Source organism: Clostridium sediminicola, assembly GCF_050402865.1.
Lineage (GTDB): Bacteria > Bacillota > Clostridia > Clostridiales > Clostridiaceae > Clostridium_AF > Clostridium_AF sediminicola.
Genome location: NZ_BAABMF010000002.1, coordinates 22,841 through 40,158 on the forward strand (window position 1 = coordinate 22,841; position 17,318 = coordinate 40,158).

The 17,318-nt window shown below is 28.8% G+C and carries 13 protein-coding genes; 1 reads left to right on the forward strand and 12 read right to left on the reverse strand.

Annotation, left to right across the window (positions count from 1 at the left end; translation table 11 throughout):
* Positions 1-14: 14 nt before the first annotated feature.
* The 4 genes from lepB to ACQ3F0_RS03945 all read right to left on the reverse strand — a co-directional run bounded on the left by lepB (position 15) and on the right by ACQ3F0_RS03945 (position 3,287).
* On the reverse strand, positions 15-551 hold the full coding sequence (gene lepB, locus ACQ3F0_RS03930; RefSeq protein WP_428863752.1) for a signal peptidase I: 537 nt from the start codon (positions 549-551) through the stop codon (positions 15-17).
* A gap of 219 nt (positions 552-770) precedes the next feature.
* On the reverse strand, positions 771-1,568 hold the full coding sequence (locus tag ACQ3F0_RS03935; protein WP_428863753.1) for an ABC transporter permease subunit: 798 nt from the start codon (positions 1,566-1,568) through the stop codon (positions 771-773).
* 27 nt (positions 1,569-1,595) lie between these two features.
* Positions 1,596-2,393 carry an ABC transporter permease subunit gene (locus tag ACQ3F0_RS03940; RefSeq protein ID WP_428863755.1) on the reverse strand — a complete coding sequence of 266 codons (798 nt, stop codon included), beginning with the start codon at positions 2,391-2,393 and terminating at the stop codon, positions 1,596-1,598.
* Positions 2,394-2,399: 6 nt separating this feature from the next.
* Positions 2,400-3,287 (reverse strand): ABC transporter ATP-binding protein, encoded by an 888-nt coding sequence (locus tag ACQ3F0_RS03945; protein ID WP_428863756.1) that lies wholly within the window; start codon positions 3,285-3,287, stop codon positions 2,400-2,402.
* 211 nt (positions 3,288-3,498) lie between these two features.
* Here ACQ3F0_RS03945 and ACQ3F0_RS03950 point away from each other — a divergent pair, with 211 nt between their 5' ends.
* Positions 3,499-4,140 (forward strand): ECF-type riboflavin transporter substrate-binding protein, encoded by a 642-nt coding sequence (locus ACQ3F0_RS03950; RefSeq protein ID WP_428863758.1) that lies wholly within the window; start codon positions 3,499-3,501, stop codon positions 4,138-4,140.
* Positions 4,141-4,212: 72 nt separating this feature from the next.
* Here ACQ3F0_RS03950 and ACQ3F0_RS03955 read toward each other — a convergent pair whose 3' ends face one another.
* The 8 genes from ACQ3F0_RS03955 to ACQ3F0_RS03990 all read right to left on the reverse strand — a co-directional run bounded on the left by ACQ3F0_RS03955 (position 4,213) and on the right by ACQ3F0_RS03990 (position 17,283).
* A complete protein-coding gene (locus ACQ3F0_RS03955) occupies positions 4,213-5,508 on the reverse strand; it encodes an LCP family protein (protein ID WP_428863760.1) in 1,296 nt (431 codons plus the stop codon).
* A 47-nt stretch (positions 5,509-5,555) separates the two neighbouring features.
* Positions 5,556-7,358, reverse strand: coding sequence for a sensor histidine kinase (locus ACQ3F0_RS03960; RefSeq protein ID WP_428863761.1), 1,803 nt, complete (start codon positions 7,356-7,358; stop codon positions 5,556-5,558).
* Positions 7,351-8,031, reverse strand: a complete 681-nt coding sequence (locus tag ACQ3F0_RS03965; protein ID WP_428863762.1) for a response regulator transcription factor — start codon at positions 8,029-8,031, stop codon at positions 7,351-7,353. The genes ACQ3F0_RS03960 and ACQ3F0_RS03965 overlap by 8 nt, the downstream gene beginning before the upstream one ends.
* A gap of 396 nt (positions 8,032-8,427) precedes the next feature.
* A complete protein-coding gene (gene rlmD / locus ACQ3F0_RS03970; protein ID WP_428863763.1) occupies positions 8,428-9,810 on the reverse strand; it encodes a 23S rRNA (uracil(1939)-C(5))-methyltransferase RlmD in 1,383 nt (460 codons plus the stop codon).
* Between the two features lie 212 nt (positions 9,811-10,022).
* Positions 10,023-10,385: a DUF1540 domain-containing protein gene (locus ACQ3F0_RS03975; RefSeq protein ID WP_428863764.1), complete on the reverse strand. Its 363-nt coding sequence runs from the start codon at positions 10,383-10,385 to the stop codon at positions 10,023-10,025.
* A gap of 227 nt (positions 10,386-10,612) precedes the next feature.
* Positions 10,613-12,370 carry a pyruvate kinase gene (gene pyk, locus ACQ3F0_RS03980; RefSeq protein ID WP_428863765.1) on the reverse strand — a complete coding sequence of 586 codons (1,758 nt, stop codon included), beginning with the start codon at positions 12,368-12,370 and terminating at the stop codon, positions 10,613-10,615.
* A gap of 61 nt (positions 12,371-12,431) precedes the next feature.
* On the reverse strand, positions 12,432-13,391 hold the full coding sequence (gene pfkA, locus ACQ3F0_RS03985; protein ID WP_428863766.1) for a 6-phosphofructokinase: 960 nt from the start codon (positions 13,389-13,391) through the stop codon (positions 12,432-12,434).
* A 400-nt stretch (positions 13,392-13,791) separates the two neighbouring features.
* Positions 13,792-17,283, reverse strand: a complete 3,492-nt coding sequence (locus ACQ3F0_RS03990; protein ID WP_428863767.1) for a DNA polymerase III subunit alpha — start codon at positions 17,281-17,283, stop codon at positions 13,792-13,794.
* Between the last annotated feature and the right edge of the window lie 35 nt (positions 17,284-17,318).

The following is a 17,318-nucleotide window of genomic DNA, read 5'->3' on the forward strand; positions in this document are numbered from 1 at the left end:
CTGACGTTTATTTACTAGTGATTTACAGCTTCTTCCCCAATTTTGAATTCACCAAATCTTTTAAAAGGAAATAATATAAATCTTGCTTTTCCTTTAATTTTGTTAGCATCTATAAATGGATTTTCCCAATATCTGCTATCTTTTGAATTTGCTCTATTGTCTCCTAAAAACAAATACTTCCCTTCTGGTACCGCAAAATATCCAGGTTTATTTTGAGGATTAACTATGTATGGCTCATCTATTATTTCACCATTCACAAAAACTGTACCAGAATCATCGATTTGTATTTCATCACCTGGTAGCCCTATCAATCTTTTAATTAACGTTTCTTTAAGTTCATCAGATTCAAATACTACAATATCTCCTCTGTCCAAATTCGATGGATTATAAACTCTTGTTACAATAATTCTGTCACCAGGTTTAATAGTTGGATACATTGAACTTGTTGGTACTGATACTTGAAAGAAAATAAATGCGTTTATAAAAAAAGCTAAAGCTACAGCAAGCACAACAGGAATTATCCAATCCTTCACGAAACTATCTAATTTCATAAAAATCTCCCCTTGCTATAGATAAACAACTTAAACTGTAAATTTATACAAAGCTAAAGATATTAAACATCTATTATTCTACCAATGAATAAATTAAGTTAGCACAATGTTTATCTAGAAATAGTCATATATACATTTTAACACAAGTTTTTTTTTATTAAAGGAGAAATTTTGATTTACGTTTAATGTTAAAAAAATATTTATATATTAAATATAATACTAAACATATAAATCTCTCTTATTATAAAAAACATAAGTAATACCAATAAACATAACTATTATGGTTGCTGATAATACTACAAAAAAACGATCAAAGCCATATCCAAACATCAAATCTGCAGCTTTAAAATACTTAAAAGGTGTAAAATACTTTAACTTATCTAATTTATCATTCATATCAATTGCCACCGATATCAAAAATGTAATCAGCATTATTCCCGTTGCTGCTGATGCTGCTGTTTTTGGTCTTCTACTTATTGCTGCCATAGTAGATCCAATGGCTAAGAAAATCAACTGTAGAATAAACATTGCAACCATTAGTAACACTATTTCTTTATTAATTGATTCTCCTTTATTATGTATACCTACAAAAATAATAGATGATATCAATGTACTAATATTAAATATTATAACATTAACCAATGCTGCCAATAGTTTAGCTGTTATTATTTTATTCCTATTAGAAGGTTTTACCAATAAAAATTCTACTGTTTTATCTCGTTCCTCTTTGGAAATAATATTTGCGCCCAACATTGCTGCATGAGTTGTTCCCATTAGTAAAAAATAAAGAAAAAACATCCCATAATATCCACTAACTTCTGTAAGATTTAGTGTCCCTAACCCAAAAACTGCCTTCATTCCTTTAGGTAATTGATTCATCATTTCATTTATAGCATCTCCTGATTCGGCAAGCCCTGCATATTTAACCATTCCCATTGCAACCAGAAGAAAAACACTAACACACCATATAATAAGAGCTTTTCTATTTGCCTTCATTTCTCTCAAGAATATATTCATAAAAATGATAACCTCCTATCGATTTCACTAAACACCTGCAATATCTTTTTTAGCATATAGTATGTAACTTGCTACAATTGAAACTACTATAATAGCAACACTAACTATAATAAATGAAACTTCGTATGTACCATTTGCAATTATATATGATGAATCAAAATATCCAAATGGAGTTATATATTTTATTTTCACATCATCAATTGAAGAAGCAACCCAATTAATGATATAAAGGGCAAAAACCACTCCAAGAGAAATTGATAATACTGATTTAATTCTTTTCATTACTACAGAGATAATTACTCCTAAAGCTATAAAAATTAATTGAACAAATAGAAGTGTTAATGAAATCAGTATAAATGCTTTCATACTAAAATCATCCGTCTTAACTGCTTGCGCCATCAATATAGCCGCTATAGAATATATTACATCTGTAATAAGCACACTAGTTATTGCTGCCAAAAGCTTTGATGTTACTATTTGTTGTCGTGTAACTGGCTTTGACAAAAGAAAATCTGCAGTTTTTTCTCTAGACTCAGCAGATAAAATAGAAAGCCCTATGTTCATAGCCTGAATAGCACCACAAAGAATAATATAATTAAATATCATCCCATAAAATCCTAACAATGTAGAAAGATCAAGTGAAGAAAATCCTAATGCTTTCCTTATTTCTTCTGGAAAACCTTCCATTATTTTTTGTATTTGAACAGTGTCAGATGAAAATGTAGGGAACATAGCCATAAACAATATAATTATTGCTAACAAAGAAATCGTCCATATAATTGTAGATTTTTTATAATATTTAAATTCATGTAAATACATATTCATAACAAATTAATCCTCCTTTGAGTAATAGTGCATAAAGATTTCTTCTAGTGAAGGATCCTCAACCCAAAGGTTTGCAACTTTTAAAGAAGAAAGTTTAGTAATAACATTATTAATATCTCCCTTGAATAAGAAACTTATTGTACTATCTTTTGCATTTAGATTATTAATTCCCTCTATGTGGAAAGACTTAATATCAAAATCTGATTTAACTTCAAATTTAAATTTTTTATAGTTGCTTTCCTTTAACGTCTTAATATTTTCAACTTTAATAATCTTTCCTTCTTTGATAATTGCTACACGATCACATAGTTTCTGAACTTCCGTAAGAATATGTGAAGAGAACAACACTGTAGCGCCTTTTTTATTTTCTTCTAAAATCAAATCAAAGAATTTTTGTTGCATCAATGGATCTAATCCACTAGTTGGCTCATCTAAGATAATAAGCTTAGGTTCATGTAATAGACCTTGAACTATACCAACTTTTTTCTTGTTACCAAAAGATAAATCATCAACTTTTTTATTTAAATCAAGTTCCATTATTTTAGCTAAATCTTTTATTCTTCTATCACATTTTTTTTTGTAAAAGCTAGCAGAATATTTCAATACATCAATTACTTTCATATTATCATAGTAAAAAACCTCAGATGGTAAATATCCAATCTCATTCTTTATCTCTGGTCCAAATTCAACGATATCCTTCCCAAATATTGTTGCGCTTCCGCTTGATGGATAAATTAATGTCAATAGTGTTCTTATTGTTGTAGATTTTCCAGCTCCATTAGGTCCAATAAAACCAAATATTTCTCCTTCTTCTACATTAAAACTAACATCAACAATCCCTCTTGCTTTTCCATAATACTTTGTAAGTTTTTTGATTTCAATAATATTACCCATTTCACTACCTCCCATTATTTCAAAATTATTTACAAAAACTTTTCCCGAAAAATATTATTACATTGACTAATTATTCCAATATTATAGCAACCTTTGTAACCAATGTAGTCAACTCAAGTTCACAATACCCTAAATTTATTCATTAGTTTAATTATTTAAATTTTATATGGTATAATAGCCTTGATATTTTAACTTAATTGGAGGTGGCCTTATGAACTTTTACTTTTCATTAATATCTAAAGAAGGCATTATATCAATAGTATTTACAATTATAATTTCCCTTATGTTAAAATCTTTATTGAAAAATAAGGGATTAGAAAATACATTTAACATCAAAAGCATTTTTATTATTACGTTAGGAAGTATTTTATACGGAATTATTTCGCTTATAGGATTACCTGTAAGTCCAAATACCTATTTTAGAATATCTATTGCTCTATTAACTATTATAGGAACTTTATTTGGTCCTCTAATAGGATTTTTGGTTGGAGTTATTGGACATGTTATAAATGACCTTATTGTATGGGGTTCTGTCTGGTGGAGTTGGGTTTTCATATCTGGAATTCTGGGACTTTTTGCTGGCTTAATCAATTTATGTCCAGACTTTAATATAAAATCTGGTCATATAAAGAGTACCCACATTATTAAAATGTATCTACTTTCTGTTATTTCAATTCTTGTAGCAGGTTTTATTGCTTTCTTAGGAGATATAATGCTTTATAACTTACCAGCATCCATTGTATGGATAGAAATAATTATAGTAAGCATATCCAATTTTATAGTAATTGCTTTACTAGGAGTACCTTTGATTTTACTTATAACAAAAGGATATAAAGATAAACCTAATTTATAAACATCAGAGTTATTCTTTATATCCCAAAACATATTAATTATTATCTTTTTCTACTACTTTATCTTATTTTCCCTATTGTAATTGTTCAGTCTCTACCTCATCACTACTGTTTTCTAATTGTCCTTGAGACTGTTGTTCTATAGGCTGTTCTAATACTGGTTCTTGTTCAATTGGTTCCCCTAATTGTACTTCTGTTTCAACCGCATTCTCTTCTTTTTGCAAAACTTCTTTCTCTTTTAAAGCCTCTGCTTGTGCATTAGCAATTTCCTCTAATTCATTTACTTCATTATAATATTTTGCAACATAACTTTTATATCTGCTGTAACTTACATTAGATTTGTTATAGGCAATATCTTCAAATATAAAATTATTCAATACCTTAGCATTTTGATTTATATCATTAATTAAAAGCCAACCCTTTTCTGGATGCGTTAGTCCTGCACTAAGCTCATTAACTGGAATCTGTAATTTTTCAACATCATAATTATTGATTTTATAGATAGTATAAGCTAAGTTTAATGCATCTCCAAGAGGTACATTTGTATTTATATAAGGTAACATTTCAGCTGCAATCTTAGGAAATTTTAGTACAGAAGTATCAAGAACTTTATTCAACAAAAGAGACACTACTTCTCTTTGCCTTTCTGTTCTACCATAACCTGCACCTTTAATATGCCTCATTCTAGCATATCCTAAAACTTGCTCTCCCGTTAAATGCTGTACTCCCTCTTTTTCAAGATAAACAGAATCTTTATTACCTATTCCCCCTATACAGTTATTTAAATCTTCTAGCATATAATCTTTAACATCTATATCTAATCCACCTATTATATCTACAAGTTGTATAAATGCGCTAAAATCGATAATTGCATATTTTTCTAACTTAACTTTATAATTCTGCTCGATAGTTTTCATTAATAATGGAGCTTCCCCATAATAAAAAGAACTATTAATTTTTTGTTCCCCATGCTTTGGTATAGGAAGATAAGTATCTCTCATAATAGACGAAAGTTTTAATTTTTTATGTATGGAATCTATTGTTAATATCATTATTGTATCAGCCCGACTATTTTTTTGGGGATCACGAGCATCAATACCTATGAGTAAAACATTAGTTATACCATCAACTTCAGCGTATTCAGGATCTGGCTCCCTTTCCATTTTTATTATTCCTAGATATTCATCTGGCGCTTTTTGTTGAGGTATTTGTTCTGATTCTTCAACATAACTCTTCTTTTGATATAAATCAGCAAACTTATATAAAACTCCAGCTATAGATGCAATAATTATAATAACTCCCATTATAATTATTTTTATCCACTTATCTTTTAATTTGTTTTTCTTTTTAACTTCTTCATCCTGTATCATTTTTCTTTTGCCTCCAAATACAAAGTTAAATATACATTAATTATATACTAAATTCTACTAATTAAAAATGAAAAATAAAATTCTACTCCATTATTTATATTCTTTACACCATAGTCTGATTCATGCATGTCTAAAATGTTTTTTACTATTGTAAGGCCTAACCCACTTCCACCTAAAGTTCGATTTCGCGATTTTTCTGCTCTATAAAATCTATACCAAATTTTATCTAAATCTTCGTCAATAATTTTAGTCCCATAATTTTTTATAAATATATATAAATTATTTTTCCTTAATTCTGAAGTTATTTTGATTTTCTCACCATTTGGTGAATACCTAATTCCATTACTTACAAGATTAATCATAACTTGCTCAATTTTATTTATATCGCCCATTACTTTTATATCTTCTATATCTAGTTCAAAACTCATACTTTTATTTCTAATTTGCTTTTCAAATTTACTCATCAATATTTGAATAAACGGCCTAATTTGAATTTCGCTTAAATTTAATTCATAGCTACCTGTTTCAAGTTTAGATAGTTCTATTGTTTCAAGTACTAATCCATTAAGTTTATCAATTTCTTCTAATATTGAATTTATATAATACTCTGGTTCTTTTTCATAAACACCGTCACTTATAATTTCTAAAAATCCCGACATAATAGCAAGAGGTGTTTTAAATTCATGAGATAAACTGGTTAATAAATTTCTCATCCTTTCTTCATTCTCTGCTCTTTTAATTGCTTCTTTTGCCAATTGATCATTTGATGATTCTAATTTCTCAATAGTTGTTGATAAATTATTTGAAATATTGTTTAAACTATCAGATAAAATACTTAATTCATCATTTGTACTTATATCTGTTCTCTTAGTAAAATCAAGTTGTGATATACTCTTAGCTGAGTCAATAAGGTTTATTAATGGATTTGTAATCCACTTTGAGTAAAAATATACCAGTGCTAAAACTAATATTAATTGAAATATAAAAATATAATAATAATATCCATTTAATATTTGAAACGCATCATGTATATTTTCAAGAGTAAATAGTGAGTATGCATAGGTAGAAATACCATCTAATCCTTCTAATTCTTTTGATAGTACAACAATTAATAACCCTGAATATTCTTCAGTAAATATATATATGCCTTTTTCAAAAGCTTTTTTAAAATTTACCGGATCTTCTTCTTTTTCAATCCAATGCGCTTTTAGTTCATTTAATAGTTTTTGCTGCTGATTACTTAAAACCCCTTGATCTCTAACAACAAAATTTCTATCTATTACTTCACCACTAATTTCAATAATGGAATTAGAATTTTTATTATATAATTCCTCCCAAGTTACATATCCTTCATCATTTGCAAATGACACATCTGATGTTTTTATTTCTAAAGGTTCCACAAAGTTAGTACCCTTAATATTCATACCTATAAATTCTATCTTTTCACCATCATATATTTTCTTATTTGGATTCCTAAATTCCCCTTCCTCATCAATAAGGAAATCTATAATAACTTTGTGTTTTTTCCCTTCATTATCTCTTATTGTAATATAATTAAATTCTTTAAAAAAAGCATCATTTAGGATTTCCTCATCTTCATTCCAAATAAGGATAGAAGCATCATTTTTATTTTGAAAATCAAGCGTTCTTTGATTTAGTTTAGAATGTTTCCATTCATCATAACTGTAATCTTCACAGAACTGATTAAAGTTTTTTTGAATCTTAGAAATTTTCATATTTGCATATATATCTTCAAGAAAAAAATTCTGTATCACTAGTTGGATTACCATAACTAAAACAAACATACACACAATAGTTGAAAATATTTTTTTTACAATGCTATTAAACATTATTATTTACCTCAAATTTATATCCAATAGATATTACTGTTTCAATATAGACAGCATAATTTTCTAATTTATTTCGTAACTTTTTTATATGATTATCAACTACTCTAGTTTCTCCCTCAAAGTCATATCCCCATACCTTTTGTAAAATTTGTTCTCTCGATAATGCAATTCCTTTATTAATTAAAAGATATTTGAGTAATTCAAATTCTTTTGGCGCAAGTTTTATTCTTTTCTCATTTACAAAAACCTCTCTGCCATCTAAATCTATTTTTAATTCGTCATATATAAAAACTTTATTATTAATTTCTTCACTAATTCTTTCTAATATCCTTTTTACTTTTGCTATTAAAATCTTTACTTTAAAAGGTTTTGTGACATAATCATCCGCACCTAGTTCATACCCTTTTATATGGTTCATTTCTTCTTCTATAGCTGTTAAAATTATAATTGGTACCTTTGACTTTTCTCTAATCATTTTACAAACCTCAAAGCCATTTAGTTTAGGCATCATCACATCAAGTATTATCAAATCAATTTTATTTTTTTTAAATTCTTCTACAGCTACTTCACCGTTATAAGCTTCAATAACTTTATATCCTTCTTTTCTTATGTATAAACTAATAAATTCCCGCATTTTACTTTCATCTTCAACAACTAATATGCTTTTTCCCATAACATCACTCCATAGAAAACGAATTTTAATAATTCTAATTCTATCATTATTTCTTTCGTTTTTAAAAGTAAATTTTACTTTTAAAACCTCTAACTATTTTGCGATGTCTTTATATTTTTATCTAAAATTTTTTATCATGCTTATTTTATATTTTTAAATATCTTAGTATTATAATACCTTCCGTAAAACTGTATGCAATAGTAAAATCAAAATAATTTTCACTGTAAAACCCGAAATTCTAATGAATAAAATTCCGGGTTTTTAACTGCATATTTTGAACTTTTTTTATGTTTTTCAAGATACATATTATATAATAATTCTTTTTTAGGTATTTGTGTCATAATTAAGTCATTTATTCAAAAATTCATATCATAAACTAATAAAACACTAGTAAAATCAAAGATTTTCACGACATAATCGTACTACCGTCTCCACATGTGTCGTCATCGGAAACATGTCCACTGGCTGCACTTCTACTACTTGATATCCATATCCAATAAGTATTTTCAAATCCCTGGCAAGAGTAGCTGGGTCACATGAAACATATACTATTTTATCTGGTTTCATATGGCCTATTGCCTCTAATAGTTTTACATCACAACCTTTTCTAGGAGGATCAACTACAACAACTTCCGCAAAATTTCCTTCTTCTATCATTTTAGGTATAACATCTTCAGATTTCCCTACAATAAATTCAGCATTATGTATATTATTTCTATCTGCATTAATTTTAGCATTTTCTATTGCTTGAGGAATTATTTCAACACCATAAACTTTTTTTGCCTTTTGAGATAAAAATAATGATATACTTCCTGTTCCACAATACGCATCGAAAACTACTTCATTTCCTTGCAAATCAGTATATTCTAGAGTTTTATTATAAAGCTTTTCTGTTTGTATAGGATTTACTTGAAAAAAGGATAATGGCGAAATAACAAATTTATACTCACCAATAAAATCACTTATATGACCTTCTCCCCACAAAATAATGCACTTGTCTCCCATTATCTTATTTGTCTTTACTGAATTAATATTTTGGATTATACTAACTACGCCTTCTAATTTTCCAATAATCTCTTCTACTAATTCATTAATATGAGGTATTTTTTCTTCTTTAGTTATTATAACTACCATATAGTCACCAGTAACAAAGCCTTTTCTAAGCATAATATGTCTTATTAATCCTTTATTCGTTGTCTCATCATAAGCTTTTATATTATTTTTTTTCATCCATTGTTTGAGTATCTCTGTGAGCTCATCTGCTTTTTCATCTTGTATATGACAAGTACTCATATCTACTATTCTATGACTTCTATTTTCATAGAATCCTATATTGATATCACCTTTATCTTCACCAACAGGAAGTTGAACCTTATTTCTATATCTATAAGGATTTTCCATACCAATAGTTGGATGAATAATTATATTATGAAGTGGAATCTTACCAAGTCGTGTCAAACAATCTTCTACTCTATCTTTTTTTAGTTCTAACTGTGCTTCATAAGATAAATGTTGTAGATTGCACCCACCACATTGAGAGTAAATGTTACATACAGGTTCTACTCTATCTTCACTTTTTTCAATTATCTCTATCAATTTACCATAAGCCATATTCTTCTTTACCTTAACGCAGATTATCTTTATCTTTTCTCCTTTTATAGCTCCACTTATAAATATAGGAAATTTATCTATTTTGGCAATGCCCTCTCCTTCTGAACCGTATGCAATTATATCAACTATATACTCTTTGTTTTTTTCCACTGGTATGTTTCTTTTCATATTTATCTCCTATCTTGTAGCTAATCAATGTAAAACTTATAATTTACACCTTAGCATTGTTTCTATATTTCTATGTATAGATATCATTATATCAAACCTATTAATATTTAAAAATAGATATATTACTAATCTATAAAGTAATGTATCTATATCATAGAAAAAGGGCGCATAATTTGCGTCCTTTTATAATTATCTAAATTTAAATTCTAATCTTATTCTTTTCTAAAAGTCTCACACTGAGTACCATCACTGCTTTTTGCTCCTGAACCATTTATTGTAATGTCAGTAGCTGAACAAATTCTGTTAGTATTATAAATGCATTGTTCAGCACTACATCCAACCTCAGGTGTCATCTTGATATCATCTTTACTAAATATTTGTTTAAACTCTCCGGTTACATTCATATTTCCTAAACTTGAAAATGCATTTTTTACACCTTTTGGTGAAAAAGTATCACATTGTGTTTCATCAGATGCATTTGATGTAATTCCTCCAACATGCACTCTTCTTGCTGAACACAAATTACTTATATTATGAACACATTCTGTAGCTCCACAAGTTAATTTTGTAGTCATGACCACTCCTCCTTTTTTTTATTTTTTGATAAATAAAATTTTTTATACAAAAAAAAACCCCTTAACGGGGTAAAAGGATAGAAAAAGTTGCAGTATGTCTATCTTAATTATACCTTATTTTTCAATAAATATACATTTTTTCTAAATTGTAATAAAAAATTAACAAAAAGAATAACTAAAATAAGTAATAAAAAGTATCCCATTAAGAGATACTTTTTTGCAATTATTTATTTTACGCTTGCTCTTCCACTGTATACAACACTTCTATCAGGATCAAGTGTTATATATGTTCCAGTTTTTATTATCTTAGTAGCATCGTCCGCTCCACATATTAAAGGAATATCCTTTGCTAGACATTCTATAGCAACATGGGAAGTTAATCCACCTGTTTCAGCTACTATTCCTGAAACTTTGTCAACAAGATTTAATAATTCTTTATCTAGGTTTTTAACTATTAATATATCTTTGTCTTCAATTAAATCTTCAGCTTCTCTAATATTTGTAATAACTTTTGCTGTTCCGTATCCAGGTCCATTTCCAGCCCCTTTACCTTTAACAAGTACATCTCCAACTATATGTACTTTTAACATATTAGTTGTTCCAGAGTATTGAACTGGTATACCTGCTGCCACAACAACCAAATCACCATTTTTTACTATGCCCGCTTCAACAGCTTTATCAACAGATTCACTAATCAAAGCATCTGTAGAGTATACCATTTTAGCAAGTAAAGGATATACGCCCCAGTTTAAAGCTAAGCTTCTTGCTACTCTCTCACTTGGTGTAACCGCTATTACAGGAGCTTGTGGTCTATATTTAGATACCATTCTTGCTGTATTACCTGTTTGAGTAGCTGTTACAACAGCAGCAGCGTTTAATTCTTGTGCAGTTGTACATGTTGCAAAACTAATTGCACTTGATACATTAGCTTGAAATTCTACTACTTTTCTCTTTAATACTGATTTGTAGTCTATTCTTTTTTCAGCTGTTTTAGCAATATTAGACATTGTTTCTGCAGCTACAATTGGATATTTACCATTAGCTGTTTCTCCACTAAGCATTATTGCATCTGTTCCATCTAAAATAGCATTTGCTATATCTGAAGCTTCTGCCCTTGTTGGTCTTGGGTTTCTCATCATAGAATCCAACATTTGAGTAGCAGTAATAACAAATTTTCCTGCTTGATTACATTTTTTAATAATTTCTTTTTGCACTAAAGGTACTTGGTCTAGTGGTATTTCAACACCCATATCTCCTCTAGCTACCATTATTCCATCTGAGTATTTGATAATTTTATCAATATTATCAACACCCTCTTGGTTCTCTATCTTAGAAATAACTTTAATATCAGGTGCTCCATTTTGTTCTAATATTTTTTTAATTGCAATAACGTCAGATGCTTTTCTTATAAATGATGCTGCAATCATATCAAACCCGTTCTTACATGCAAAGATTAAATCTCCTTTGTCTTTTTCAGTTAGGGCAGGTAGATTAGTCGAAATACCTGGTAGATTTACACCTTTTCTGCTTCCAACAACACCAGTATTTGCAACTTTACATAAAACATTTGTACCTTCTACTTTTACTACCGTTAATCCTACTAAACCATCATCAATTAAAATTGTGCTACCTTCTTTTACATCCTTATATAATTCTCTATACGAAACACTACATCTAGTGATATCTCCTTCAATGTCTTCACCACAAACAACAGTAAACTCATTGCCTTCTTCTAAAGTAACTTTACCTTCACTGAACACCCCTGTCCTTATTTCAGGTCCTTTAGTATCAAGCACTAGAGCAATTTGTTTTTTATTCTTCTTTGCAAGTTCTCTAATTAATTCTACTCTTCCTAAATGTTCTGCGTGATCACCATGTGAAAAATTTAATCTTGCGGCATTCATACCAACTTCCATCAATTTTGATAATACTTCTTCTGATTCTGAAGTAGGTCCAATAGTAAAAATCATTTTAGTTTTTTGCATAGTCTCTCTCCTTAACCTATAGATAAACAAAAGTACTTTTTATAAATTTGTTCATCTGATTTTATTTATTAATAATAGCTGCTAAATTAAACAGTTCTTCATCAAAATCTTGTTTTTTTGATAAAGCTTCTTCTATATCTTCATCAAAAACTTTTTCATCTTTGATTCCAACTACTCTTGAAGATTTACCATCAATTAAAACTTGAACTGCTTTAGCACCCAGTCTTGAAGCTAATATAGTATCATTTGCTGTAGGACTACCACCTCTTTGAATATGACCCAAGATTGTAGCTCTAGTATCTATTCCAGTTACTTCTTGAACAGTTTTCGCTAATTCATCGGCTCCTCCTACACCTTCAGCTAAAATAACTAAGTTATGTTTTTTACCTTGTAATTTACCCTGTAGTATAGTTCTACAGAGTTCATCAATATTAAAATCTTTCTCTGGAACAATAATACTTTCTGCTCCGCCAGCTATTCCTGCATGAAGAGCCAAATCACCACAATTTCTTCCCATTACTTCAATTATACTTACTCTTTCATGAGAAGAGGATGTATCTCTTAATTTTTTAATTGAATCCAATATAGTATTTAATGCAGTATCGAACCCAATAGTAAAATCTGTATAAGCTAAATCATTATCAATAGTTCCAGGAATTCCAACGGTTTTAATGCCTAGTTTAGAAAGTAATCTTGCTCCTTGAAATGATCCATCTCCACCAATAACAACCAATCCATCAATACCAAAAGCTCTTAAAATATTAGCCGCTTTTTTTCTACCTTCTTCTGTTCTAAATTCTTGACATCTAGCAGTTCTTAAAATAGTTCCGCCTCTTTGAATTATATCGCTTACGTTACTTTTTTGCAGATCAAAAATTTCACCATTTATTAACCCACTATAACCTCTTTGAACACCCATTACCTTTAAACCTTTGCTTAAAGCATATCTAACAACCGCTCTAATAGCAGCATTCATTCCTGGTGCATCTCCACCAGATGTTAAAACAGCAATTGATCTCATCGTAATTCCTCCTATGACCACCGGGTCATTATTTGTCCCATTGATATTATACTACACTCAATCTATTATAAATTCATTTTGCCTATGGGAACATAAACCCTGTTTACTAAATAAATTATATGCATCTTTCTTCTCACTAATAATTTTATAAGAAATCAAAAAAATATTCAATATAAATGTCTAAATTTATTGATAATTAAACAAATGAATACCTATACATTTTTTTTTTGTTAAAACAAACAAATTTTATTGTATTTTTTTTGATTTTTATACATTGATTAACTGCTTTGTTTTTTGACTATTTATACAATTTTTCTATATATTTCATTTTAGAAAGAAGGTTTTTCAGTTGTAAAATATCTACCAAAAGAAAAACCTCTTAGATTACTTATTTATTTTATTAAACTATCTTAACATTATTTTGTCCAAATCTCTGAATAAGATAAGTTAAAAGTTCATCTTTTCCATTTACCCATAACTCTCTAGAAAGCATAAATTTACCATTTTCTTTTGTACATATATATACTGGTATATTTCCTTTATTTTTTTCTAATATTAATTTTAACTCGTCTTTAATTTTCTTAACTTCCCTATTATGATTAATTAATATGTAAAGTTTTTTAGTAGAAATTTTTTGAATATTTTCTACTGTATCACATATTACTTTAGGTTGCTCATCTTCTCTTATTGTAACTCTTCCTTTAAGAAGAACTATACCATCCTCTTGAATAAGATTTTTGTACTTATCCAAAATTTTAGGGAATACAATTACTTCAACAGATCCATATAAATCTTCTACACTAATAAATGCCATCATATTATTATTTCTTGTAATTTTTTTTGTTACAGTACTAATGATTCCTCCAATAATAACTCTATCGCCATCTTGAACTTTCGCATTATCCTGAATAGCTTCTTCAAGGATATCATCTTCCAGTGATCCTTCCTCAGTAATATCAGAAAGTTTTATTGATGTTGATTTTCTTAGAGTTTCTTTGTATTCTTCTAATGGGTGTCCTGATAAATACAATCCTGTCATCTCTTTTTCCATTGAAAGAAGATTTCTTTTATCAAACTCTTGTAAGTCAGGATATTTTATCTTTATTTCCTCAAACTGTTCTTCGTTTGTTGCAAAAAGACTCATTTGCCCATCAATATTTTTTTTCTTTTGATTCGCAATAGAATCTAGCATTAATTCAAACACAGCTAATAATTTGGAACGGTATATATTCATGCAATCATATGCTCCAGCTCTAATTAAGCTTTCAATAACTCTTTTATTTATACAATTTGTATCTATTTTGCTACAAAAGTCTTCGAATGATTTAAATTTTCCTTTTTTATCTCTTACTTCACAAATATTATCTATTATATTTTCTCCAACATTCTTAATTGCAGTTAATCCAAATTGAATTTTATCCTCTTTAACAGTAAATTTTGAATAGCTTTCATTGATATTTGGAGGAATAATTTCAATTCCCATGTCTTTAGCTGCTCTTGTATAAACAGCTACTTTATCACTATTTCCCTTAATACTATTTAGCATTGCTGCCATAAACTCATGAGGATAATAACAAACACAGTATGCCGTATAGTATCCTACAACAGCATATGCTGCAGCATGAGACTTATTGAATGCATAGGAAGCAAAATCCATCATAGAATCATATATTTTATTAGCTGCCTCAATACTTATACCATTTCTTACACAACCTTTTAGAGTTATATTTCCTTCATCATCCTCAATTCCATATATGAAATTTTTTCTTTCCTCTTCCATAACTTTATGTTTCTTTTTAGACATGGCACGTCTTACTAAATCGCTTCGACCCATTGAATAACCTGCTAAATCTCTAACTATCTGCATAACTTGTTCTTGATAAACCATACATCCATAAGTAACATCTAGAATATTTTTCAACTGTGGTGCTGCATATTGTATATCTTCTGGATTGTGTTTATTTTTTATATATCTAGGTATTTCCGCCATAGGACCTGGTCTATATAAACTTATTCCAGCTATAATATCCTCAAGACTCTCAGGTTTTAAATCCTTCATAAAACTAGTCATTCCTGCTGATTCTAACTGAAATACCCCAACAGTTTTTCCCTTACCAATCATTTCGTATACTTTTTTATCATTAAAATCAATATTATCTAAATCTAAAGTAATCCCTTTATTTTCTTTTACTAATTGGATAGTATCTCTTAACACAGTTAATGTTCTTAATCCCAAAAAATCCATTTTTAAGAGACCTAATTCTTCAAGCTCTGTCATGGTAAATTGAGTTACTATAGATTCTTCGTTTTTCAGTAAAGGTACATAATTGACAAGAGGTTTTGATGCAATAACAACTCCTGCTGCATGTGTTGATGTATGTCTAGGTAATCCTTCTAATGTTTTAGCAATATCAATAAGTTTAGCTACTCTTTCGTCATCGTCGTAGTTATCTTGTAATTCTGAATTCATATCTAATGCTTTATCTATTGTAATTCCTAAAACTGTAGGAATCATCTTTGCAATTTTATCTACTTCAACATAAGAATAATTCATTGCTCTTCCAACATCTCTTATACATGCTCTAGCAGCCATAGTTCCAAAAGTAACTATTTGAGCAACATTTTGCTCTCCATATTTTTTCACAACATAATCAATTACATCTCCACGCCTCTCATAGCAAAAATCACTATCTATATCAGGCATAGAAACACGCTCTGGATTTAAAAATCTTTCAAAAATTAAATTATATTTTATAGGGTCAATTTTAGTTATTCCAAGGGTAAATGCTACTAATGAGCCAGCAGCACTTCCTCTTCCTGGTCCAGTCATTATATTATTCTCTACACAATAATCCATAAAATCCCAAACTATAAGAAAATAATCCACATAACCCATTTCATTTATTATTCTAAGTTCATATTGTAATCTTTCATCTAATTCTTCTGTTATTTCTTTATATCTTTCTCTTAAACCTTTATAACAAAGTTCCTTTAAATATTCATAGTGGCTAGTACCTTCACTTAAAGGGTAATTAGGAAGCTTAGATACATGGAATTCGTAATCAAAATTACATTCTTGTGCTATTTTAGCTGTATTATCTATTGCTTCCGGAGCATATGAAAAAAGTTCTCTCATTTCCTTTTCAGATTTCAAGTAAAATTCATCTGAAGGAAAAGACATTCTGTCTTTATCATCTAAAGTTTTACCAGTCTGTATACATAATAGAACTTCATGAGCCTTAGAATCTTCCCTATTTATATAATGGACATCATTTGTAGCTACCATTGGAATATCTAATTCTTTTGATAGTTTTACTATCTGATCGTTGACTTTTAATTGTTCCGGTATTTTATGATACTGTAATTCAAGATAAAAACCTTCTTTAAATATTTCTTTGTATTTAATAGCCATTTCTTTTGCTTTCTGGCCTTGATTATGATTCAATAACCATTGAACTTCCCCTGCTAGACACGCACTAAGTGCAATAAGCCCTTCACTATGATTTTTTAAAAAGTCAAGGTCTACCCTAGGTTTATAATAAAATCCATCTTCTGAAGCTTTAGAAACTATCTTCATAAGATTTTCATAACCTTTTTGATTTTTAACCAAAAGTACTAAATGGTGTGTCTTATTTTCTTTATCATTTCGTTTAATATACATTGACTTTGATGCAATATATACTTCACACCCAATAATTGGTTTTATGCCATTTTCTTTTGCTCTTTTATAAAATTCAACACATCCATACATAGCCCCATGATCAGTAATTGCTAAACTTTTCATACCTAAATCTTTAGCTTTTTTGATTATTTTACTTATTTTACCTGAACCATCTAATAAACTGAATTCTGTATGAACATGTAGGTGTACAAAATTATTTTCTTTATCCATGGAATCACCTTTTCTAGTTTACATTTGTATTAAAC